At 72.5% G+C, this 22,414-nt stretch carries 20 protein-coding genes; 13 read left to right on the top strand and 7 right to left on the bottom strand.

Features of this window, described 5'->3' with window-relative positions; all coding sequences use genetic code 11:
• Positions 1-86: 86 nt before the first annotated feature.
• Positions 87-470 (bottom strand): cytochrome c oxidase subunit 4, encoded by a 384-nt coding sequence (locus ACFY01_RS00815; protein WP_390733456.1) that lies wholly within the window; start codon positions 468-470, stop codon positions 87-89.
• Positions 467-2,149 (bottom strand): cytochrome c oxidase subunit I, encoded by a 1,683-nt coding sequence (ctaD, locus tag ACFY01_RS00810; protein ID WP_390733455.1) that lies wholly within the window; start codon positions 2,147-2,149, stop codon positions 467-469. Before ctaD ends, ACFY01_RS00815 begins: the two co-directional genes overlap by 4 nt.
• A gap of 98 nt (positions 2,150-2,247) precedes the next feature.
• Between ctaD and ACFY01_RS00805 the strand changes: the two genes are divergently transcribed.
• The 6 genes from ACFY01_RS00805 (at position 2,248) to ACFY01_RS00780 (ending at position 6,729) form a co-directional block, all read left to right on the top strand.
• Positions 2,248-2,616: a DUF6479 family protein gene (locus ACFY01_RS00805; RefSeq protein WP_390733454.1), complete on the top strand. Its 369-nt coding sequence runs from the start codon at positions 2,248-2,250 to the stop codon at positions 2,614-2,616.
• 61 nt (positions 2,617-2,677) lie between these two features.
• Positions 2,678-2,854, top strand: a complete 177-nt coding sequence (locus ACFY01_RS00800) for a hypothetical protein (protein WP_390733453.1) — start codon at positions 2,678-2,680, stop codon at positions 2,852-2,854.
• A 135-nt stretch (positions 2,855-2,989) separates the two neighbouring features.
• A complete protein-coding gene (locus tag ACFY01_RS00795) occupies positions 2,990-4,057 on the top strand; it encodes a glucose-1-phosphate thymidylyltransferase (protein WP_390733452.1) in 1,068 nt (355 codons plus the stop codon).
• The gene (gene rfbB, locus ACFY01_RS00790; RefSeq protein WP_390733451.1) at positions 4,054-5,031 is read left to right on the top strand and encodes a dTDP-glucose 4,6-dehydratase; all 978 of its coding nucleotides are present in this window, start codon (positions 4,054-4,056) and stop codon (positions 5,029-5,031) included. Before ACFY01_RS00795 ends, rfbB begins: the two co-directional genes overlap by 4 nt.
• On the top strand, positions 5,031-5,924 hold the full coding sequence (rfbD, locus tag ACFY01_RS00785) for a dTDP-4-dehydrorhamnose reductase (protein WP_390733450.1): 894 nt from the start codon (positions 5,031-5,033) through the stop codon (positions 5,922-5,924). Before rfbB ends, rfbD begins: the two co-directional genes overlap by 1 nt.
• Positions 5,911-6,729 (top strand): hypothetical protein, encoded by an 819-nt coding sequence (locus ACFY01_RS00780; protein ID WP_390733449.1) that lies wholly within the window; start codon positions 5,911-5,913, stop codon positions 6,727-6,729. Before rfbD ends, ACFY01_RS00780 begins: the two co-directional genes overlap by 14 nt.
• Here the strand turns inward: ACFY01_RS00780 and rfbC are convergent.
• The 4 genes from rfbC to ACFY01_RS00760 all read right to left on the bottom strand — a co-directional run bounded on the left by rfbC (position 6,714) and on the right by ACFY01_RS00760 (position 10,705).
• Entirely contained in the window at positions 6,714-7,319 is a 606-nt protein-coding gene (rfbC, locus tag ACFY01_RS00775) for a dTDP-4-dehydrorhamnose 3,5-epimerase (RefSeq protein WP_390733448.1), read from the bottom strand. The genes ACFY01_RS00780 and rfbC overlap by 16 nt on opposite strands.
• A gap of 4 nt (positions 7,320-7,323) precedes the next feature.
• The gene (locus ACFY01_RS00770; RefSeq protein WP_390733447.1) at positions 7,324-9,300 is read right to left on the bottom strand and encodes a glycosyltransferase family 2 protein; all 1,977 of its coding nucleotides are present in this window, start codon (positions 9,298-9,300) and stop codon (positions 7,324-7,326) included.
• A gap of 122 nt (positions 9,301-9,422) precedes the next feature.
• Positions 9,423-10,007: a hydrolase gene (locus ACFY01_RS00765; RefSeq protein ID WP_390733446.1), complete on the bottom strand. Its 585-nt coding sequence runs from the start codon at positions 10,005-10,007 to the stop codon at positions 9,423-9,425.
• Between the two features lie 251 nt (positions 10,008-10,258).
• On the bottom strand, positions 10,259-10,705 hold the full coding sequence (locus ACFY01_RS00760) for a MarR family winged helix-turn-helix transcriptional regulator (RefSeq protein ID WP_390733445.1): 447 nt from the start codon (positions 10,703-10,705) through the stop codon (positions 10,259-10,261).
• 170 nt (positions 10,706-10,875) lie between these two features.
• Here ACFY01_RS00760 and ACFY01_RS00755 point away from each other — a divergent pair, with 170 nt between their 5' ends.
• The 6 genes from ACFY01_RS00755 (at position 10,876) to ACFY01_RS00730 (ending at position 18,932) form a co-directional block, all read left to right on the top strand.
• A complete protein-coding gene (locus tag ACFY01_RS00755; RefSeq protein ID WP_390733444.1) occupies positions 10,876-13,920 on the top strand; it encodes an FAD-binding and (Fe-S)-binding domain-containing protein in 3,045 nt (1,014 codons plus the stop codon).
• 64 nt (positions 13,921-13,984) lie between these two features.
• Positions 13,985-15,094 (top strand): enolase C-terminal domain-like protein, encoded by a 1,110-nt coding sequence (locus ACFY01_RS00750; protein ID WP_390733443.1) that lies wholly within the window; start codon positions 13,985-13,987, stop codon positions 15,092-15,094.
• A gap of 15 nt (positions 15,095-15,109) precedes the next feature.
• The gene (locus tag ACFY01_RS00745) at positions 15,110-16,867 is read left to right on the top strand and encodes a glycoside hydrolase family 15 protein (RefSeq protein ID WP_390733442.1); all 1,758 of its coding nucleotides are present in this window, start codon (positions 15,110-15,112) and stop codon (positions 16,865-16,867) included.
• 2 nt (positions 16,868-16,869) lie between these two features.
• Positions 16,870-17,895, top strand: a complete 1,026-nt coding sequence (locus tag ACFY01_RS00740) for an SDR family oxidoreductase (protein ID WP_390733441.1) — start codon at positions 16,870-16,872, stop codon at positions 17,893-17,895.
• 10 nt (positions 17,896-17,905) lie between these two features.
• A complete protein-coding gene (locus ACFY01_RS00735; RefSeq protein WP_390733440.1) occupies positions 17,906-18,406 on the top strand; it encodes a metallophosphoesterase family protein in 501 nt (166 codons plus the stop codon).
• A 61-nt stretch (positions 18,407-18,467) separates the two neighbouring features.
• Positions 18,468-18,932: an MFS transporter gene (locus tag ACFY01_RS00730; RefSeq protein ID WP_390733439.1), complete on the top strand. Its 465-nt coding sequence runs from the start codon at positions 18,468-18,470 to the stop codon at positions 18,930-18,932.
• A gap of 144 nt (positions 18,933-19,076) precedes the next feature.
• Here the strand turns inward: ACFY01_RS00730 and ACFY01_RS00725 are convergent, their stop codons facing one another.
• On the bottom strand, positions 19,077-20,183 hold the full coding sequence (locus tag ACFY01_RS00725; RefSeq protein WP_390733438.1) for an XdhC family protein: 1,107 nt from the start codon (positions 20,181-20,183) through the stop codon (positions 19,077-19,079).
• 178 nt (positions 20,184-20,361) lie between these two features.
• Here ACFY01_RS00725 and ACFY01_RS00720 point away from each other — a divergent pair, with 178 nt between their 5' ends.
• A complete protein-coding gene (locus tag ACFY01_RS00720; protein WP_390733437.1) occupies positions 20,362-22,341 on the top strand; it encodes a GTP-binding protein in 1,980 nt (659 codons plus the stop codon).
• The last annotated feature ends 73 nt before the right edge of the window (positions 22,342-22,414 follow it).

The following is a 22,414-nucleotide window of genomic DNA, read 5'->3' as shown; positions in this document are numbered from 1 at the left end:
GCGGCGGCAGCTCGGGTGCGGTGCCGGGCGCGGGCGGTGGCCGGACGGGGAGGTGGTCGTGGGCGGGGCGAAGGCCGTGACGTGGGTCATCTGTCCGCGTACTGGAACACCATCCCGAGCACCCCGGCCACCAGCACGCCGAAGCCGATGAGGAACAGCCACAGCCCGAACACGACCCCGGTGGCCGCGAGCGCGAAGCCCAGGGCCGCGAGGACCGGCCAGTGGCTCTCGTCCGGGAAGAACTCCACCGGCCCGGCGCCGTCGGCGATCTCGGCGTCCTTGCGGTCCTGGGGCCGTGTCCCGCGGCGCCGGTACTGCACCGCGCAGAAGAACCCGACCACGGCCGCCATCCCGGAGGCGACGATCAACGCCGCGGTGCCCGCCGGTTCGCGCGACCACACACCGTAGAGCGCGGCGGTGCCGGCGAAGAACAGCGCGACACCGCCGAACAGCAACGCCTCGGCCTTCACCGCAGTCCCTCCTCCTCGGCCTGCCGGACGATCGCGGGATGGCGCATGTCGAAGGCGGGCGACTCGGACCGCACCCGGGGCAGTGCGACGAAGTTGTGCCGCGGCGGCGGGCAGGACGTCGCCCACTCCAGACCGCGCCCGTATCCCCAGGGGTCGTCCTCCGTGACGGCGGGCGCCCGGGTCGCGGTGCGCCAGACGTTGTAGAGGAACGGCAGCGTGGAGACGCCGAGCACGAGGGCCCCGGCCGTCGAGATGGTGTTGAGCAGTGTGAACCCGTCGTCGGCAAGGTAGTTCCCGTACCTGCGGGGCATCCCGGACTCACCCAGCCAGTGCTGCACCAGGAAGGTCAGCTGGAACCCCGGGAACAGCAGCCAGAAGTGCACCTTGCCGAGCCGTTCGTCGAGCATCTTCCCGGTGAACTTGGGCCACCAGAAGTAGAAGCCCGCGAACATCGCGAAGACGACGGTGCCGAACAGCACGTAGTGCAGGTGCGCCACGATGAAGTACGAGTCGGTGAGGTGGAAGTCCAGCGGCGGCGAGGCGATCAGCACCCCGCTCAGTCCGCCCAGCAGGAACGACACGAGGAAGCCCATCGCCCACAGCATCGGCGTCTCGAACGACAGGGAACCGTTGCGCATGGTCCCGATCCACGCGAAGAACTTGATCCCCGTGGGCACCGCGATCAGGAACGACATGATCGAGAAGAAAGGCAGCAGCACCGCGCCCGTGGCGAACATGTGGTGCGCCCACACCACCGCGGACAGCATGGTGATCGCGATGGTCGCCCCGATCATCGGCAGATAACCGAAGAGCGGTTTGCGCGAGAAGACCGGGATGATCTCGGAGACGATGCCGAAGAACGGCAGCGCGACGATGTAGACCTCCGGGTGCCCGAAGAACCAGAACAGGTGCTGCCACAGCAGCGCGCCCCCGTTCGCCGCGTCGAACACGTGCGCCCCGAACTTCCGGTCCGCCTCCAGCGCCAGCAGCGTCGCCGTCAGCACCGGGAACGCGGGCAGCACCAGGATCGAGGTGAACAGCACGTTCCAGGTGAAGATCGGCATCCGGAACATGGTCATGCCGGGGGCGCGCAGACACGTGATCGTGGCGATGAAGTTCACCGCGGTCAGGGTCGTCGACACACCCGACACCACCAGCCCCATCGCCCACAGGTCACCGCCCGCGCCGGGGGAGAAGTAGGCGCTGTTCAGCGGCGCGTACGCGAACCAGCCGAACGCCGCCGCCCCGCCGGGCACCAGGAAGCCCGACACCACGATCAGGCCGCCGAAGAGGTACATCCAGTACGACAGCGCGTTCAGCCGGGGAAAGGCCAGGTCCGGGGCGCCGATCTGGAGCGGCATGACGGCGTTGGCGAACCCGGCGAACATGGGCGTCGCGAACAGCAGCATCATGATCGTGCCGTGGACCGTGACGAACTGGTCGTAGCCCTGGAGGCTCAGGAACTGAAGGCCCGGCCGGGCCAGCTCGGCGCGCATGGCGAGCGCCAGCAGCCCGGCGAGGAGGAAGAAACAGAACGACGTGACCATGTAGAGCCGGCCGATGACCTTGTGGTCGGTGGTCGTGGCCCAGCGCACCAGGGCCCGGCCGGGGCGGGGCGCTGTACGGGTGTACCGCTCGAGGACGTCGCCGTCGTCCGGAATTTCCGATAGTTCCGACATCGTCCGTGACGTTACTCCGGCGGTGGAGCGGCCCGCCCGTCGCCACGCCGGATCGCCCGGCCAGGCATCCGCCGCGCCCGCCCGGGTACCCGCCGTCCATGGACACTGCCATCAGCGAGGCCGCCGGAGGCGTCTCCGGCCTCGGGTACATCGTCATTCTCGTCGTGGGCATCGTCGTCGCCGCGGGCCTGCTCTGGGCCTTCCGCCTGGGCTTCAAGGTGCGTCGGCGCGAACCGACGCCGCCCCGGCCGGAGGAGCAGCCCACACGCCCGGTCTCCGGGCCGGTGCAGGAGGAGCGGCAGGTGCGCGCCTGGGACGACGTGCCCCGGGCGGCGGACGAGAGCGAGCGCCTCACACCGCACGAGCTCAACCCCACCGGCACCAAGCGGGCCGCCGACCAGCGCCGCCCGCGCTGGGAGCCGGGTTCGAGCGGATCGTTCGGCGGTGGCGGCGGAGGCCGTACGTGAAAAGGCGGCAAGAACCCGCAAAGAACGCAGCAAGAAGGCAGCAGGAAAGAAGTGAGATGTCGTGACCGCGCAGAGCAGTGAGAAACCCGTCGCCGGCATAGCCGAGACGGGCTGGTCGAAGGCCCGTCGGCGGCGGGGCAAGGGAGTGCGGACCTGCCTGCCCGCCATCCTGGACCGAGGCGCCGCACGGGAGGCGGCCCAGGGCCAGGACGGCACCATCGTCCGAGGCGAGGACTGAAGGGGACTGAACCTGAACCCAACCTGAACCGATTCATCACCGCGCGGACAGCCCGTAGTGCCAGAGCCATACTGTCGTAACGATCCGGCAAGGAACAAAGGTCCGTTACGGACGATCACCGATAAGGTGTGGCAGATGAAGGCTCTGGTGCTCTCCGGCGGTGCAGGAACCCGGCTGCGGCCGATCACGCATACGTCGGCCAAACAACTGGTCCCCGTGGCCAACAAGCCGGTGCTCTTCTACGGACTGGAGTCCATCGCCGCGGCCGGGATCACCGAGGTCGGCATGATCGTCGGCGACACGGCCGCCGAGATCGAGGAAGCGGTCGGTGACGGCTCCAAGTTCGGCCTGGCGGTCACCTACATACCCCAGGAGCGGCCCCTCGGCCTCGCCCACGCGGTGCTGATCGCGCGGGAGTTCCTCGCCGACGACGACTTCGTGATGTACCTCGGGGACAACTTCGTCGTCGGCGGCATCCGGGACCTGGTCGAGGGTTTCCGAGCGAGCCGGCCCGACGCGCAGATCCTGCTGACCCAGGTCCCCGACCCCCGCTCCTTCGGTGTCGCCGAACTCGACCCGGCCGGGCAGGTGATCGGCCTGGAGGAGAAGCCCGAGCACCCCAAGAGCGACCTCGCCCTGGTCGGCGTCTACCTGTTCACCCCCGTGATCCACGAGGCGGTGCGGGCCATCAAGCCGTCCTGGCGGGGCGAACTGGAGATCACCCACGCCATCCAGCACCTCATCGACATCCGTGCCGACGTCCGCTCGACGGTCATCAAGGGCTACTGGAAGGACACCGGCAACGTCGGTGACATGCTCGAGGTCAACCGCGCCGTGCTGGAGGGCGTGCAGCGGCGCATCGACGGCGAGGTGGACGAACTGTCCGAGATCGTCGGACACGTGGTCGTCGAGGAGGGGGCGCGGATCGTCGACTCGCGGATCGTCGGCCCCGCCGTCATCGGGTCGGGGACGGTCGTCGCCGACTCCTACGTCGGCCCGTTCACCTCGATCGCGGAGAACTGCCGGATAACGGACAGCGAGCTGGAGTTCTCCATCGTGCTGCGGGACTCCTCCATCGACGGGGTGGGCAGGATCGAGTCCTCGCTGATCGGCCGGCACACGGAGGTGACCCCGGCGGCCGGCCTGCCCAGTGCCCACCGACTCGTCCTCGGAGACCACAGCAAGGTGCAGATCCGTTCATGAATCTCCTCGTCACCGGCGCCGCCGGGTTCATCGGCTCCACGTACGTCCGCACGCTCCTCGCCGACGACGCGCCCGACGCGCCGCGCGTCACCGTGCTGGACAAGCTGACCTACGCGGGCACGCTCGCCAACCTCCCCGCCGGCCATCCCCGCCTCCAGTTCGTCCAGGGCGACATCTGCGACGCCGATCTGGTCGACAAGCTGATGGCGGAGGCCGACCAGGTGGTGCACTTCGCCGCCGAGTCCCATGTGGACCGCTCGATCGCGGGGGCGAGCGAGTTCGTGCTCACCAACGTGGCCGGCACCCAGACCCTGCTGGACGCGGCCCTGCACCACGGCGTCGGCCCGTTCGTGCACATCTCCACCGACGAGGTGTACGGCTCCATCGACTCCGGTTCCTGGCCCGAGACCCACCCGCTCGCGCCCAACTCCCCGTACTCCGCCTCCAAGGCGTCCTCCGACCTGCTCGCCCTGGCCTACCACCGCACCCACGGCCTCGACGTGCGGGTCACCCGCTGCTCCAACAACTACGGGCCGCACCAGTTCCCCGAGAAGGTCATCCCGTTGTTCGTCACCAACCTCCTCGACGGCCACAAGGTCCCGCTGTACGGCGACGGACGCAACGTACGCGACTGGCTGCACGTCGACGACCACTGCCAGGGCGTGGAACTGGTGCGCACCAAGGGCCGCCCCGGCGAGGTGTACAACATCGGCGGCGGCACGGAGCTGAGCAACAAGGAACTCACCGGGCTGCTCCTCGACGCCTGCGGGGCGGACTGGGACCGGGTGGAGTACGTCGCCGACCGCAAGGGCCACGACCTGCGCTACTCCGTGGACTGGAGCAAGGCCCGCGACGAACTCGGCTACCGGCCGCTCCGCGACTTCGCCACCGGCCTCGCCGGCACGGTCGCCTGGTACCGGGACAACCGCGCCTGGTGGGAACCGCTGAAGCGGCGCGCCCAGCAGGGGCTCTGATGCGGTGGCTGATCACCGGCGCGGGCGGGATGCTCGGCCGTGACACCGTCGGGGAACTGCTGCGGCGCGGCGCGGATGTGACGGGACTGGACCGCGCCGCCCTGGACATCACCGACGCGGGCGCCGTCCGCCGGGCGTTCGGGGAGCACCGGCCCGAGGTCGTCGTCAACTGCGCCGCGTACACGGCCGTCGACGACGCCGAGACCGACGAGGCACGGGCCCTCGCCATCAACGGCGACGGGCCGCGGCTGCTCGCCCGCGCCTGCGCCGAGCACGGCGCCCGGCTGGTCCACGTCTCCACCGACTACGTCTTCTCCGGCGAGACCCGCACCGCCCCCTACCCGGAGGACCATCCCCCCGCGCCGCGCACCGCGTACGGCCGCACCAAGCTGGCGGGGGAGCGGGCGGTCGCCGAGGAACTCTCGGGCGCGTCCGCCGTGGTGCGCACCGCCTGGCTGTACGGCGTCCACGGCCGCAGCTTCGTCCGTACGATGCTGGAGCTGGAAGCCCGCCGGGACACCCTCGACGTGGTCGACGACCAGCGCGGGCAGCCCACCTGGAGCGCGGACGTCGCCGCCCGGATCGCGGACCTCGGCGAGAGGCTCGCCCGGAACCCTGGCGCACACGGCGTCTTCCACGCCACCAGCTCCGGCGAGGCCAGCTGGTACGAACTGGCCCGGGAGGTGTTCCGGCTCGCCGGCGCCGACCCGGACCGGGTGCGGCCCACCGACAGCCGGACCTTCACCCGGCCCGCGCCCCGGCCCGCCTACAGCGCCCTCGGACACGACCGGTGGCGGGAGATCGGTCTGGCACCGCTCAGGGACTGGCGCTCCGCCCTGCACGAAGCACTGCCGCACATTTCGAAGGGAATATCCAGCGATGTCGATGCGTGAGACCGTGAAGTCCGTACTGGGCGAGAAGAACATGCGGGTGCTGCGCCGGCTCAAGCGCCGGGTCAGAAAGCTGACCCAGCCCGCCAAGCCCGTCAAGCCGACCGGACTCGACGCGATCTCCGACGATCTCAACAAGCTCGCCGTGCACTTCAAGACGGACAAGTGGGGGACGCACCGTTACACCCAGCACTACCAGCGCCATCTCCAGCACCTGAAGAAGGAGTCGTTCAACCTTCTGGAGATCGGCGTCGGAGGGTACAGCCGGGCCGGGCAGGGCGGCGCGTCGCTGCGCATGTGGAAGGCGTTCTTCCCCAAGGCGCAGATCTTCGGAATGGACATCCAGGACAAGTCGTTCGTCGACGAGGACCGCATCACCACGTTCATCGGCGACCAGTCCGACCCCTCGTCGCTGAACGCCGTCGCCGACAAGATCGGTGACCTCGACGTCATCATCGACGACGGCAGCCACCGCAGCCCGCACGTGCTCACGACGTTCGCCACGCTCTTCCCCCGGCTCAAGGACGGTGGCATCTACGCCGTCGAGGACACGCAGTCCTCGTACTGGCCCGAGTGGATGGGCAGCGAGGACCGCGACGCCCCGAACACCAGCATGGCGATGCTGAAGCGGCTGGCGGACGGGCTGAACTACGAGGAGTTCGTCGACGAGAACTACCAGCCGACCTACACGGACCTCAACGTCGTGGCGGTGCACTTCTACCACAATCTGGTGATCATCGAGAAGGGCCGGAACGCGGAGGGCACCAACAAGCGCAGTGCCCTCAAGCAGCGCTACGCCAAGTCCTGACCGCGCAGCCGCTCGTAGTGGGCGGAGCAGTCCGCGTAACGGGGAAGCAGCCCGGACCGCTCCGCCTCGGCCAGTGACGGGGCCGCCGCGTCCTTCTCGGACAGCAGCGGCTCGATCCTCTCCGGCCACGCGATGCCCAGGCCGGGGTCGAGCGGGTGCACCCCGTGCTCGCGCCCCGGCGCGTATCCGGCCGAGCACAGGTACACCACCGTGGCGTCGTCGGTGAGCGCCATGAAGCCGTGCCCCAGCCCCTCCGCGAGGAACACGGCGTGCCGGGTGTCGTCGTCCAGGCGTACGGCCTCCCAGCGGCCGAAGGTGGGCGAGCCGACGCGGATGTCCACCACCACGTCCAGGACGGCGCCCCGGACGCACGTGACGTACTTGGCCTGGCCGGGCGGTACGTCGGCGAAGTGGATCCCGCGCAGCACGCCCCGCCGCGACACCGAGCAGTTGGCCTGGGCGAGGTCGAGGTCGTACCCGGTGGCCTCGCGGAACTCCTCGCCCCGGTACCACTCGTGGAAGCTGCCCCGGGCGTCCGGGAACACCTTGGGTTCCAGCACCCAGGCGCCCGCTATCTCCAGTGCCCGCACGTCGTCACGTCCTCCGCGTCTCGTCCGTGGGTGTCATCCTCCGCCGGGCCGCGCCCGCGATCCGCCGCACCGTGCGCAGCAGCCGTCGCACCGGGCCGGGCACCGGCGGCCCGGACACCTCGACGTCCCCGGACCGGCTCACCCGCAGGGCCAGCGGCAGCGCGAGGAAACGAGGCGTCTTCGCCTGCGGCGCCAGGCACAGCTCCGGCCGCCACACCGCCCCCTGCATGGCGGACAGCGGCAGCCCGGTCCGCAGCAGCGAGCCGTTCCCGTCGGCGGGGGTGAGCGTCGCGGCCTCCTGGAGGGGGGTGCGGGCGGAGCCGCCCGACGCGGTGCCGGTCCAGCGCAGCCGGACGTCGGTGCGGTCGGCGACGTACAGCGGCAGGGCGAGGCTCAGCAGCCCGTCGCCGGAGACCGCCGCGTCCTCGGGGGTGAGCGCGGTCAGGCCCAGGGACTTGCTCGCCCGGTCCACGTCCAGGGAGAAGTTCTCGTGCTGCTTGGTCCAGTACGGCAGCACGACCCGGCCGGCGATCACGCCCGCGGGCGGTGCGGGACGGTCGTGGCGCGGGGCCGGGCCGAGCCGGCAGTCCTTGGACCAGCCGCCCAGGCCGACCCGGACGTACATGTCCCACAGGCCGGTGTGCAGCGGGGCGCCGCCGGCCGCAGCGGCGGGGTCGACGGTGGCCGTGGCGCGCAGCACCAGCCGGATCCGCCCGTCCTCGGCCGGGACGCGGCTGCGGGTGAGCTCGGCCCGATGGAGGAAGGAGGCGGAAGTGGCGCGGTCGCGCAGGATCAGGTCGGCGGTGGCCTTCTCGAAGCCGTTCACGGCGGCCGCGCCGAGCCAGGCGATCGCCTCGTCGAGATCGCGGGGCACACCGTCGGCGGGCGCGCCGGTGCCCTCCGCGGCGAAGGTCAGCGGGCGGCCGGCGGAGTGGTACTCGGCGGTGAACTCGACCCGCAGTCCGCCGTCGCGCCACTCGGCCGCGGTCGGTGCGGCCTTGGGGGCGATGCCGCTCTCCCACTCGGCGTGTGCGACCAGCTCGTCGTAGCGGTCCTCGCGGAGCAGCGCGGCGACGATGCGCTGTCCGGGGCGCAGTCCGGCGGCCACGCCGGGCCCGAAGCGCTCCAGGATCACCCCGCGGATCTCCTGGAAGAGGTCCCGGCGGTAGTCGTCCGGCAGCGCCAGCAGGCGGCGCCCGCTCATCCGGTCGACCATCTCGACGCGCAGCCAGCGGCGCAGCAGCCGGTCGCGCAGCGGGCCCGGTTCGGTGTACCGCTCTACGACGTCCAGGGCCTCGCGGAGGTTCTTGAAGTAGCCGACCGGGTCGAAGCGCTGGAAGCCCGCGTTCGAGGCGTCGTCCCGTTTGACGTGGTAGTAGCAGACGTAGTCGCTGAGCACCGAGACGTTGTCGGCCCGCAGGTACGCCTCGGTGACGAAGACGTGGTCCTCCAGGCGGCGCCGGCCCTCCGGGAAGCGCAGACCGGTGCGGTCCAGGAAGGCGCGGCGGAGCATCTTGTGCGGGGTGAGGCTGTCGATCAGGGGGGCGTTCTCGACGGTGGCGTGCGGATGGTTGCGGCGGAACAGCTCCACCGGTACCGGGCGGCCCTTCCCGGCCATCTTTCCGACGACCACATCGGCCTTGTTCGCCACCCCGTATTCATACATACGTTCGAGGGCTGAATCGCCGAGGTAGTCGTCGTTGTCGACGAACATCACGAACTCGCCCCGGGAGGCCTCGATGCCGACGTTGCGGGGCTTGCCCGACCAGCCGGAGTTCTCCTGGTGGATGACCTGGATGTGCGGGTGCTCGGCGGCGAGGGCGTCCAGGCGGGCCGGGGTGCCGTCCGTGGAGCCGTCGTCGACGAAGATCACCTCGAACTCGTCGGGGGGCAGCGACTGCCGCAGCATCGAGGCGATGCAGTCCTCGATGTACGGCCCGGGGTTGTACACGGGGACGATGACGCTGACCTTGACCGGCATCCGGTTTCCAAGCCCCCTTAGTTCGCCACCCGTTGCCTGGGTGGCACCTGCGCGTGGCCGAATGCTAACCCGGCCCCTTGCCTGGACGTTTGTTCGCCCTCCGCGAGGGGCCCGGCCGGCGGTCAGCCGTGCGTCTTGGTAAGAATCTCCAGCACCTCGGCCGTCGTGCCCGACTCGCCGAGCCTCGGGAAGATCCGCTCGACGCTTCCCCGGTGCGCCTCGGGGTCGCTGTCGGCCATCGCGTCCGTGGCGAGGGTGACGTGGTAGCCGTGGGCGTAGGCGTCACGGGCGGTGGACTCGACGCCGATGCTGGTGGCGATGCCGGTCAGCACGATCTGGGTGACGCCGCGACGGCGCAGCTGGACGTCGAGGTCGGTGCCGTGGAAGGCGCTCCAGTTGTGCTTGGTGACGCGGATGTCGCCGGGGTGGCCGCTCAGCTCGTCGACCACGGTGTCCCAGCCCTCCGGGAAGGCGAGACCGCGCGCCTGGCGCTCGGTGCGGCCGGGGACGGCGTCGGCCCAGTCGGGGGCGAAGGACACCCGGACCAGGACCACGGGCAGGCCGTGCGCCCGGAAGGCGTCGGCGAGCTCGGCCGTGCGGGCCACCACGTCCGGGCCGGTGTGCGGCTGGGTCGGCATGCCCACGATGCCGTTCTGGAGGTCGATCGCGACGAGGGCGGTACGGGGGTCCAGGGCGGTCAGTGCCACGGTCGGGCCTTTCGGGAGATGAGGGGCCGCGGGAACGGCCCGGGAGGACCGCCGCCGGCGGCGGTGCCGGGCGGGCGGGTGTGAATCGGGTGTGAACAGGGCAAGGCCGTGCGGTTGCGTGGTGAGGGGTGGCAAGGGGTACCGGCCGGCCGGTCACCGGCCGGCGGACGTCGCCCGGCCCGCGGTGGCGGCCGGGCGGAGTGCCGGGCTCGGCCGGACGCCCCGCGCGCCGCACCGGGCGAGAGTCGGTGTCAGGGCTGCGAGAGCCGCTCCAGGAGTGCCAGCGCCGCCAGCACCGTCTGCCGCTCCTCCTCGGTGTACCGGTCCTGGAAGGCGCGGGCCAGCCACTCCTCGCGGACCTGCCGGTTGCCCTCGACGCGGGCCTGGCCGGCCTCGGTGAGGGTGACCAGTTGACGCCGGCCGTCGTCCGGGTCGGGGGCCCGGCGGATCAGGCCGTGCTGGTCCAGCGCGGCCAGTGTGGTGGCCATCGACTGCGGCCGCACACCCTCGGCGGCGGCCAGGGCGCTGGCCGTGGCCGCGCCGTGTTTGCCGACCAGGGTGAGCGCCGACTCCTGCGACGGGGTCAGGACCCTGTTGTCCTCGTCCCGCGCGATCTCACGGATGCGACGCCGCAGCCGGCTGAAGACCACCCGCAGGTCGCGCGCGGTGCGGGCCGCGGAGTCGGAGATGTGCTCCATGCCGTCCACCCTAGAGCCGTCAGGTAAGGCTGTCCAGTTGAAACTGTTCAGTCATGCCTGACTATATGTCCGGACGGTCGGCGCGACGCTCCGTTCCACCCGGCGATCCCTGGGTACTCGCCCGCCCGTGACCGGGCAGGACCGTCGGGCGATATCGAGGATGTGAGCAGATGACCCCTCCGGACGTGACCGGCCTGGAGACGGCCCTGCGCGCCGAGGTGGACGGCGAGATCCGCTTCGACGCGGGCAGCCGCGGCGCCTACGCCACGGACGGCTCGAACTACCGGCAGGTCCCCATCGGTGTCGTCGTCCCCCGCACCGTCGAGGCGGGGGCGCGCGCCGTGGCGGTCTGTGCCCGGTTCGACGCCCCCGTCCTCTCCCGCGGCGGCGGCACCAGCCTGGCCGGACAGTCCACCAACACCGCCGTCGTGATCGACTGGACCAAGTACTGCGACGCGCTGGTCTCGGTGGACCCCGAGGCACGTACCTGCGTGGTCGAGCCCGGCATCGTGCTGGACGAACTCAACCGCCAACTGGCCGGGCACAAGCTCCAGTTCGGACCGAAACCGTCCACGCACAGCCACTGCGCGCTCGGCGGCATGATCGGCAACAACTCCTGCGGCGCCTCCGCGCAGGCCTACGGCAAGACCGTGGACAACGTACGCCGCCTGGAGATCCTCACCTACGACGGCGTCCGCGCCTGGGTGGGACCGACGTCCGCCGCCGAACGGGAGCGGATCACCGCCCAGGGCGGCCGGCTCGCCGACCTCTACGACGGCCTGGACCGCATCGCCACCGAGTACCTGGCCGACATCCGCCGCGGCTACCCCAAGATCCCCCGCCGGGTCTCCGGCTACAACCTCGACTCCCTGCTGCCCGAGAACGGCTTCGACGTCGCCCGGGCCCTGGTCGGCAGCGAGGGCACCCTGGTGACCGTCCTGCGCGCCGAACTCGACCTGGTCCCGGTGCCGCCGTACAAGTCGCTGCTGGTGCTCGGCTACGACGACATCTGCGCCGCCGCCGATGACGTGTCGCACCTGCTGGAGCACTGCTCGCCCAGCCAACTGGAGGCCCTCGACGGGCGGATGGCGCAGCTGATGCGCGAGGAGGGCGCCTACCTGGACTCCCTCGACGTCCTTCCCGAAGGCGACAGCTGGCTGATGGTGCAGTACGCCGGCGACAGCCAGGACGACGTCGACGAACAGGCGCACGCCCTGCTGCGCGCCATCGGACGCGACGAGAAGGACGCGAACGTCGCCTTCTCCGACAACCCGGACCGCGAGGAGAAGATGCTCAAGGCCCGCGAGGCCGGGCTCGGCGTCACCGCGCGGCCGCCCGACGACCGCGAGACCTGGGAGGGCTGGGAGGACTCGGCCGTCCCGCCGGAACGGCTCGGCGACTACCTGCGCGACCTGAAGACCCTGTTCGAGGAGTTCGACTACGACCACCCCTCCCTGTACGGGCACTTCGGGCAGGGCTGTGTGCACACCCGCATCCCCTTCGGGCTGAAGACCGCCGACGGCGTACGGGACTTCCGCCGGTTCCTGGAGCGCGCCGCCGACCTCGTGGCGTCCTACGGCGGCTCACTGTCCGGCGAGCACGGCGACGGCCAGTCCCGGGGCGAACTGCTCACCCGGATGTTCGGCGAGCGGCTCGTCACCGCCTTCGGCGAGCTGAAGACCCTGTTCGACCCCCGCGACCGGATGAACCCGGGCAAGGTCGTCCGCCCCAACCCCGTCGACGGACAGCTGCGCCTCGGCCCCGGCTGGCGCCCCGCCACGCCCGACACCCACTTCGGCTATCCGGAGGACGAGAACTCCTTCACGCGCGCGGTCATGCGCTGCGTCGGCATCGGCAACTGCCGCGGCCACTCCGGCGGCGTGATGTGCCCCTCGTACCGGGCCACCAAGGAGGAGGAGCACTCCACGCGCGGCCGGGCCCGGCTGCTGTTCGAAATGCTCGACGGGCACGCGGACTCCGCCGTCAAGGACGGCTGGCGCTCCACCGAGGTCCACGACGCCCTCGACCTCTGCCTGGCCTGCAAGGGCTGCAAGTCGGACTGCCCGACCGGGGTCGACATGGCGACACTCAAGGCGGAGTTCCTCGCCCACCACTACGAGGGCCGTACACGCCCCGCCGCCCACTACTCGATGGGCTGGCTGCCGCTGTGGGCGAGGCTGTCGCGGATCGCCCCCTCGCTCGTCAACAGCGCGCTGCACGCGCCCGGCCTCGCCCGGCTGGGCAAGCGGCTGGCGGGCGTGGACGGGGCCCGGCCGGCGCCCGTCTTCGCCGAACAGTCCTTCGTCGAGTGGTGGCGGCAGCGCGGCACCGAGGAACCCGACCCGGCCGACCCGCGCACCGTGGTGCTGTGGCCCGACACCTTCAGCACCTACTTCCACCCCTCCATCGCGATGTCGGCCGTACGCGTCCTCGAAGACGCGGGCTTCCGGGTCGCCGTCCCCGACAAACCGGTGTGCTGCGGCCTCACCTGGATCTCCACCGGGCAGCTCACCGTCGCCAAGAAGGTGCTCGGCCGCACCCTGGACGTGCTGCACCCCTACCTGGAGGCGGGCACCCCGGTCATCGGCCTCGAACCCTCGTGCACCGCCGTGTTCCGGTCCGACGCGCCCGAACTGATGCCTGCCGACCAGGACGTGTGCCGGCTGGCCGGGCAGGTCCGCACCTTCGCCGAGCAACTCGTCCACCACGCGCCCGACGACTGGCGGCCACCGCGGCTCGCCCGGCAGGCGACCGTGCAGACCCACTGCCACCAGCACGCCATCATGAAGTTCGACGCCGACCGCGAACTGATGCGCCGCGCCCACCTCGAAGCCGACGTCCTCGACGAGGGCTGCTGCGGCCTGGCCGGCAACTTCGGCTTCGAACGCGGCCACCACGAGGTCTCCATGGCCGTCGCCGAACAGGGCGTCCTGCCCGCCGTCCGCGCGGCGGCCCCCGGCAGCCTGCTCCTCGCCGACGGCTTCAGCTGCCGCACCCAGATCGAGCAGGGCGACACCGGCCGCCGCGCCCTGCACCTCGCCGAGGTGCTGGCCCTCGCGATGGACGGCAACCTGCCGAGCGACCGGCCCGAGCGCCTCGCCGACCGTCCGCCGGAGCCCTCCCGCGCCGCACGCTGGGCGACCACCGCCTCCCTCGCCGCCCTCACCGGCGCGGTGGCCGGCGGGGCCGCACTGCGGCTGCGGCGCCGCGCCTGACCCGGGAGCAGCACCACCGCACCACCGAACACGCCCGCACACGGGCCCACTTCAGGGAGGAGACATGACGGACCAGCCGGTCGTCGAACAGGTCGACAGCTCCGTCTACACCGTGCCCACCGACGCGCCCGAGGCCGACGGCACCCTGGCCTGGGACAAGACCACCCTCGTCCTGGTCACCGTCCGCAGCGGCGACGTGAGCGGGCTCGGCTACACCTACGCCCCCGCGGCCACCGCGGAACTCGTGGACGACCTGCTGGCCGGTGTCGTCACCGGCTCCCCGGCGTTCGACGTGCCCCGGCTGAACGAGGACATGTGCCGCGCGGTGCGCAACGCGGGCCAGCCCGGCATCGGCGCGCAGGCCGTCGCCGCCGTCGACATCGCCCTGTGGGACCTCAAGGCCCGCCTGCTCGGCCTGCCCCTGGTCAGCCTGCTCGGCGCGGCCCGCGACGACGTGCCGGTGTACGGCAGCGGCGGCTTCACCACCTACGACGACCAGCGGCAGGACCGGCAGCTGCGTACCTGGGCCGAGGACCAGGGCATCCCCCGCGTCAAGATCAAGATCGGGGAGTCGTGGGGCACCCGCGAGGACCGCGACCTCGAACGCGTCCGACAGGCCCGCGCGAGCGTCGGCGACACCACCGCCCTGTACGTCGACGCCAACGGCGGCTACGGCGCCAAGCAGGCCCTCCGCGTCGCCGACGCCCTCGCCGGCCACGGCGTGACCTGGTTCGAGGAACCGGTCTCCTCCGACCACCTCACCACCCTCGCGGGGATCCGCGCCCACGCCCCCATGGACGTCACCGCGGGGGAGTACGGCTACACCCTTCCGTACTTCGAGCACATGCTCGCCGCCGAGGCGGTGGACTGCCTCCAGATCGACGTCACCCGCTGCGGCGGCATCACGGTCTGGCTACGCGCCGCCGCCCTCGCCCACGCCCGCGGCCTTGACGTCTCCGGGCACTGCGCGCCGCACGCCCACGCGCAAGTCGCCGCCGCGGTGCCCAACCTGCGCCATCTGGAATGGTTCCACGACCACGTCCGCATCGAGCGCATCCTCTTCGACGGCGTCCTCGACCCGGCCGGCGGCAGCATCGCCCCGGGCACCGGCGGCCCGCCCGGACTGGGGCTCACCCTCGACGCCGAGCGCGCCCGGCCCTACCGCGTGCGCTGACCGAGGAGAACCCCCATGAGCAGCCACTTCGCACCCCACGCACTGCACGACTACGCCCTGCTCGCCGACGGCGAACGCGGCGCCCTGATCGGGCCCGACGGAGCCGTCGTCTGGCTGTGCGCGCCCACCTGGCACGACGACGCCCTGTTCGCCTCCCTCATCGGCGGCCGGGGCGGCTACGCCGTCACCCCGCGCGCCCCGTTCGTCCCCGGCGGCTACTACGAGAACGGCAGCCTGATCCGGCGCAGCCGCTGGGTCACCACCGAGGGCGTCGTGGAATGCCGGGAGGCGCTCGCCTTCCCCGGCGAGCCCGGCCGCGTGGTCCTGCTGCGCCGGCTGCACGCCGTCGGCGGGCCCGCGCACCTCACCGTCGTACTCGACCCGCACGCCGACTACGGCCGCGCCCCCCTCGACTCCGCCCACCGCGACGACGGCGGCGTGTGGCACCTGTACACCGGCCACCACCGGCTGCGCTGGCAGGGCGCCCCCGCCGCGACGCTGCGCGAGCAGGGACTGACCGCCGAGCTCGTGCTGAAGCCCGGGGAGACCCACGACCTGGTCCTGGAGTGCTCCCCCTCCCCGCTCCCGCGCGCCCTGCCGCACGCCGAGCAGGCCTGGGCCGCGACCGAACAGGCCTGGCGGCACGCGGTTCCCGCACTGGACCACACCATCGCCCCCGGCGACGCCCGCCTCGCCTGCGCCGTGCTGCGCGGCCTGACCACACAGGGCGGCGGCATGGTCGCGGCGGCGACCACCAGCCTCCCGGAACGCGCCGAGGAGGGCCGCAACTACGACTACCGGTACGTCTGGATCCGCGACCAGAGCTACGCCGGACAGGCCGCGGCCGCCGCGGGCGTCCCAGAACTCCTCGACGCCGCCGTCAGGTTCACCGCCGAGCGGCTGCGCGCCGACGGCCCCCGCCTCGTCCCCGCCTACACCGTGCACGGCACGCCCGTCCCGGACCAGCGGGAGCTCGACCTGCCCGGCTACCCCGGGGGCTTCGACCGGATCGGCAACCGGGTGGAGAAGCAGTTCCAGCTCGACTGCTTCGGCGAGGCCCTGCTGCTGTTCGCCGCGGCGGCCCGGCACGACCGGCTCGACGCCGGCGCGGCCGAGGCCGCCGAAGCCGCCGTACGCGCCATCGCCGACCGGTGGCGCGAACCGGACGCCGGGATCTGGGAGCTGTCCCCACGGCAGTGGACCCACAGCCGCCTGATCTGCGTCGCCGGACTGCGCGCCCTCGCCGCCGCCGAACCGCGCCACCCCCGCGCCGAGACCTGCGCCCGGCTCGCCGACACCGTCCTCGCCGCCACCACGGCCACCTCCCTGCACGCCGACGGACACTGGCAGCGCAGCCCCGACGATCCCACCGTGGACGCCGCCCTGCTGCTGCCCGCCGTACGCGGCGCCCTGCCCCCGGACGACCCCCGCACCCGCGCCACCCTCGACGCCTGCCGCCGCTCGCTCGCCGAGGACCACTTCCTGTACCGCTTCCGCCACGACGACCGGCCCCTCGCGGACGCCGAGGGCGCCTTCCTGCTCTGCGGATTCGTCATGGCGCTGGCCGAACACCAGCAGGGACGGACCGTCTCGGCACACCGCTGGTTCGAGCGCAACCGCAGTGCCTGCGGCGCCTCCGGCCTGTACGCCGAGGAGTACGACATCGCCCAGCGCCAGCTGCGCGGCAACCTCCCGCAGGCCTTCGTGCACGCGCTGCTGCTCCAGACCGCGGCCCGGCTGGGCCAGGACCACCCCCACCCCGAGAGGAGCTGACCATGCCCGCCACCGTCGTCATCACCGGTGCCAGCGCCGGCATCGGCCGCGCCACCGCCCGCCTCTACGCCCGGCGCGGCGCCGACGTCGTGCTCGTCGCCCGTGGCCGGGGCGGACTGGAGGCCGCCGCCGACGAGGTCGCCGCGCTCGGCGGCCGGCCCCTGGTGCAGGTCGCCGACACCGCCGACGCCGATCAGGTCGAGGCCGTCGCCGAGGCCGCCGAGAAGGAGTTCGGCCCCATCGACGTCTGGATCAACTGCGCCTTCACCAGCGTCTTCGCGCCCTTCGACGAGATCGGTCCCGAGGAGTACCGGCGGGTGACCGAGGTGACCTACCTCGGCTTCGTCAACGGCACCCACACCGCGCTGAAGCGCATGCTGCCCCGCGACCGGGGCACCATCGTGCAGGTCGGCTCCGCGCTCGGCGAGCGGGCGATCCCGCTCCAGTCCGCGTACTGCGGCGCCAAGCACGCCATCAACGGCTTCACCTCGTCACTCCGCGTCGAACTGCTGCACCGCGGCAGCAACGTGCACGTCACCCTCGCCCAGATGCCCGCCGTCAACACCCCCCAGTTCGACTGGGTGCGCTCCCGCCTGCGGGGGCACCCCAGCCCCGTCCCCCCGATCTACCAGCCCGAGGTCGCCGCCCGGGGCGTGCTCTACGCCGCCGACCACCCGCGCCGCAAGCAGTACTACGTCGGCGCCACCACCGTGGCCACGATCTGGGCCAACCGGCTCGCCCCCGCCCTGCTCGACCGCTACCTGGCGCGTACGGGCTTCGACGCCCAGCAGACCGACAAGGAGGCCCCGACCGGCCGCAGCAACCTCTTCGAGCCCGTCGACCGGCTGCCCGGCGAAGACCACGGCGCCCACGGCGTCTTCGACGACACCGCCCACGGCCGCTCCTGGCAGGCCGCCCTCGCCCACCACCCCGCCGCCACGGCCCTCGGCACCGGCCTGGCCGCGGTGACCGCGGTGCGCGGCATCCGGCACCTCGCCAGGTCCGGCGTGCTCCCGAAGGCTCGATAGGCTGACCTGCGTGCGCCTGCTCCTGATGTCGGACACGCATCTCCCCAAGCGCGCCAAGCGCCTGCCGGACCAGCTCTTGGCCGAGCTCCCGGACGCCGACGTCGTGATCCACGCCGGGGACTGGGTCGACGCCGCCACCCTCGACCTGCTGGAGAGCCGCAGCCGCCGGCTGGTCGGCGTGTACGGCAACAACGACGGACCGGACCTGCGCGCCCGCCTGCCCGAGGTGGCCTACGCGGACCTGGGCGGCCTGCGCTTCGGCGTCGTCCACGAGACCGGCCCCGCCCAGGGCCGCGAGGCCCGCTGCGCCGCCCGCTTCCCCGGCCTCGACGTCCTGGTCTTCGGCCACAGCCACATCCCGTGGGACACCACCGCCCCCGGCGGCCTGCGGCTGCTCAACCCCGGCTCGCCCACCGACCGCCGCCGCCAGCCGCACTGCACGTACCTGACGGCGGCCGTCACCGACGGCGCGCTCACGGACGTGACGCTGCACCGGCTGCCGCGGCGGTGAGTGCCGTCGGCGACGTCCGAGGGCCGGGAGTTGCGCCGGTGCCGCGTGGTACCCGGGAGGCATGGCTCAAGCACCGGCAGCCCTCCTCCGACGCGCGGTGAGTCCCGGCCGGCACGCCGGCTCGCCACGCACCGTCCTCGTCGTCATGTGCGCCGGGTACTTCCTGGTGCTGCTCGACGTGACGATCGTCAACGTGGCTCTGCCCGCCATCGGCTCCGGCCTGGGCGCGGATGTCGGGGGGCTTCAGTGGGTGGTCGACGGCTACGCCCTGGCGCTCGCCTCGCTGATGCTCACCAGCGGCACCGCGGGAGACGGCTACGGGCACCGGCGCGTCGTGCTGACCGGCCTCGCCGTCTTCGGCGCCGGGTCCCTGGCCTCTCGGCTCCGCCGGCGTCTACGCGGTCGGGGCCGTTCTCGCGATCGGCCTGCTGCCGGGGTCGCTCGTACCCGTCGGGCGGCCCGAGAGGTGACGGGACAGAGATCCGGGCCGCCCCGCGATTGGGGACGACCCGGGCACTGTGGATGATGCGCTGTCACGGACCTCCTTCCGGGAAGTGCCGTAGACGGACATGCATGCCATCCGTTGCTGTTGCGCCGCCTACCCGCCCGTGCGTCGCCTCACACACCGATTACGTCAATGTCCGGAAAAAAAATCCCCGGGCACCGGTTTCTACGCCCGCCCCCGCGGATGAATGGCACCGTCCGTCACCGTCAGCGGCGCCCCGCTCCCGCCCCAGCGCAGCGCGATGATCTCGGCGGCCACCGACACGGCGACCTCCTCGGGTGTGCGGGCCCCGAGGTCCAGGCCCAGGGGAGAGCGCAGCCGGTGCAGGGCGGCCGGGGCGAGTCCCGCCTCCGCCAGGTGCCGCATCCGGTCGGCATGGGTGCGGCGGCTGCCCATCGCCCCCACGTACGCGGCCGGCCGGCGCAGCGCCTCACGCAGCAGCGGCACGTCGAACTTGGGATCGTGGGTGAGCACGCAGATCACCGTGCGCTCGTCGGTGTCCGTGCCGCGCAGATAGCGGTGCGGCCAGTCCACGACCACCTCGACGCCCTCCGGGAATCGGGCCGGGGTGGCGAACACCGGCCGGGCGTCGCACACGGTGACCCGGTAGCCGAGGAAGGCGCCGATGCGGGCCACCGCGGCGGCGTAGTCGATGGCGCCGAACACCAGCATCCGCGGCGGCGGCGCGAAGGAGTGCAGGAAGACGGTGACGGAGTCCTCGCGGCGCTCCCCGCCCGGCCCGTAGTGCCTCAGGGCCGTCGCGCCCAGGGCCAGCTCGCCCCGGGCGTCGGCGGCCACGGCCACGTCCAGCCCCCGCGAGCCCAGCGCCCCGGCGGCCCGCTCGGGCCACACCGCAAGGGTCGCCCCGCGCGGCGCGGGCCCGTCGGCCACACTCGCCACGGTCACCGGCTCCCCGGCCGCGACCGACGCGGCGACCGCCCCGAAGGACGGGTCCAGCTCGGGTGTGACGGGCCGGATCAGCAGGGTGATCTCGCCACCGCAGGTGAGCCCGACCGCGAACGCGTCCTCGTCGCTGTAGCCGAAGGTCTCCAGCCGGGCCTCGCCGCCGGCGGCGGCCTCCCGGGCGAGTTCGAAGACCGCGCCCTCCACGCACCCCCCGGACACACTGCCCACGACCTCGTCGTCCGGGCCGACGGCCATCGCCGACCCCGGCCCACGCGGCGCGCTGCGGCTGACCGCGACGACCGTGGCGAGCCCGAACGGCAGGTGAGCGGCGTACCAGCCGCTGAGCACCGGGAGAATGTCCCGCATCGTCGGCTCCTCCGCTCACCCCCCGCGGGGTTTGTTGAACGTTAATCCGTTGGCGGGCCGGCCGCCGTTCTGCTGCACTGCACCGGTCGAGTTCCCCGCACCCCAGGAGCAGTGATGCGCGCACCGTTCATGTCCACCCAGGAAGGAATGACCCACACTCTCAAGGACATGACACTTGGTGCACTTGCTCAATCTGGGGATCCTCGCGCACGTCGACGCGGGTAAGACCAGCCTGACCGAACGGCTGCTGCACACGGCCGGCGTGACCGAGGAGATCGGCAGCGTCGACGCGGGCACCACCCGGACCGACACCCTCGCGCTGGAGCGGCAGCGCGGCATCACCATCAAGTCGGCCGTCGTCTCCTTCCCGCTCGACGGCGTGACCGTCAACCTCATCGACACCCCCGGCCACCCGGACTTCATCGCCGAGGTCGAGCGGGTGCTCGGCGTGCTGGACGGCGCGGTGCTGGTCGTCTCGGCCGTCGAGGGCGTGCAGGCGCAGACCCGCGTCCTGATGCGCACGCTGCACCGGCTGCGCATCCCCACCCTGGTCTTCGTCAACAAGATCGACCGGCGCGGCGCACGGGACGAGGACGTGCTGCGGACGATGGCCCGCCGGCTCACCCCGGCCCTGGTGCCGATGGGCACGGCCACCGGACTCGGCACCCGCACGGCCCGGTTCGTCCCGGGCCCCGGCCCGGCCGCCGCGCTGGACGTCCTCGCCGAGCACGACGACCGGCTGCTCGCCGCGTACGTGGAGGGCGCCACCGTCCCGCCCGGCCGCCTGCGCGCAGCCCTCGCCGACCGCACCCGGCAGGCGCTCGCGCATCCCGTCTACTTCGGCTCGGCCGTCACCGGCGCGGGCGTGCCCGAACTGGTAACTGGTATCCGGGAGTTCCTGCCCGGCGCCGCAGGCGACCCCGAAGGGCCGCTGTCGGGCACGGTGTTCAAGGTGGAGCGGGGGCCGGCGGGGGAGAAGGTGGCGTACGCCCGGATCTTCTCCGGCACCCTGCGCACCCGTGACCGGATCCCGTTCGGCGAAGGAACCGAGGACGGCAAGGTCACCGCGATCGGCGTCTTCGAGCACGGCACCGAGGTCCGCCGGGACAGCGTCGGGGCGGGCCGGATCGCCCGGCTGTGGGGCCTCGGCGGGATCCGGATCGGCGACACGCTCGGGGCGGTGCGCAAGGCGGCGTCCGAACGCCACTTCGCGCCGCCGACCCTGGAGACGGTCGTCGTCCCCGGGCCGGGCACCGACCGGCGGTCGCTGCACCTCGCGCTCACCCGGCTCGCCGAACAGGACCCGCTGATCGACGTCCGGCACGACGAGGTGCGGGGCGAGACCTCCGTCTCCCTCTACGGCGAGGTGCAGAAGGAGGTCGTCCAGGCCACCCTCGCCGACGAGTTCGGCCTCGACGTCACCTTCCGGGAGACGACGACGATCTGCGTCGAGCGTCCCGTGGGCACGGGCGCGGCCGTCGAGTTCAACAAGAAGGACGGCAACCCGTTCCTCGCGACAGTCGGCCTGCGCGTGGAGGCGGCCCCGGCCGGCTCGGGCATCGGCTTCCGGCTGGAGGTGGAGCTGGGGTCGATGCCGTACGCCTTCTTCAAGGCCGTCGAGGACACCGTCCGCGAGACGCTCGCCCAGGGGCTGCACGGCTGGCAGGTGACCGACTGCACGGTCACCATGACCCACTCCGGCTACTCGCCCCGGCAGAGCCACGCCCACCAGGGCTTCGACAAGAGCATGTCGAGCACGGGGGCCGACTTCCGCGGTCTCACCCCGCTCGTGCTGATCGAGGCGCTGCGGCGCGCGGGCAGCCGGGTGTACGAGCCCATGCACCGCTTCCGCATCGAGGCCCCGGCGGACACGCCCGGTGCCCTGCTCCCGGTGCTCGCCCGGCTGGGCGCGGTACCGGGGACCACCACCACGCGGGGCGCCGTCTGTGTCCTCGAGGGCGCGGTCCCGGCCGCCCGGGTGCACGAGCTCGGGCAGCGGCTGCCGGGGCTCACCCGGGGCGAGGGCGAGCTGGAGAGCGCGTTCGACCACTACGCGCCGGTCACCCGCGGCACGGTCCCCGAGCGGCCCCGCACCGACCACAACCCGCTGAACCGCAAGGAGTACCTGTTGAACGTGACGCACCGGGTGAGCGGCTGATGAGCTGAGGACCAAGGGGGGCCGAGGGGCGGCCGAGCCCGAACTTACTCCAGAGTCAGAGGTGTTGACTGTG

It is taken from the genome of Streptomyces sp. NPDC001480 (assembly GCF_042894725.1).
Lineage (GTDB): Bacteria > Actinomycetota > Actinomycetes > Streptomycetales > Streptomycetaceae > Streptomyces.
The sequence above is the reverse complement of the archived record's forward strand: the minus strand, read 5'-3'. Positions and strand labels throughout refer to the sequence as shown.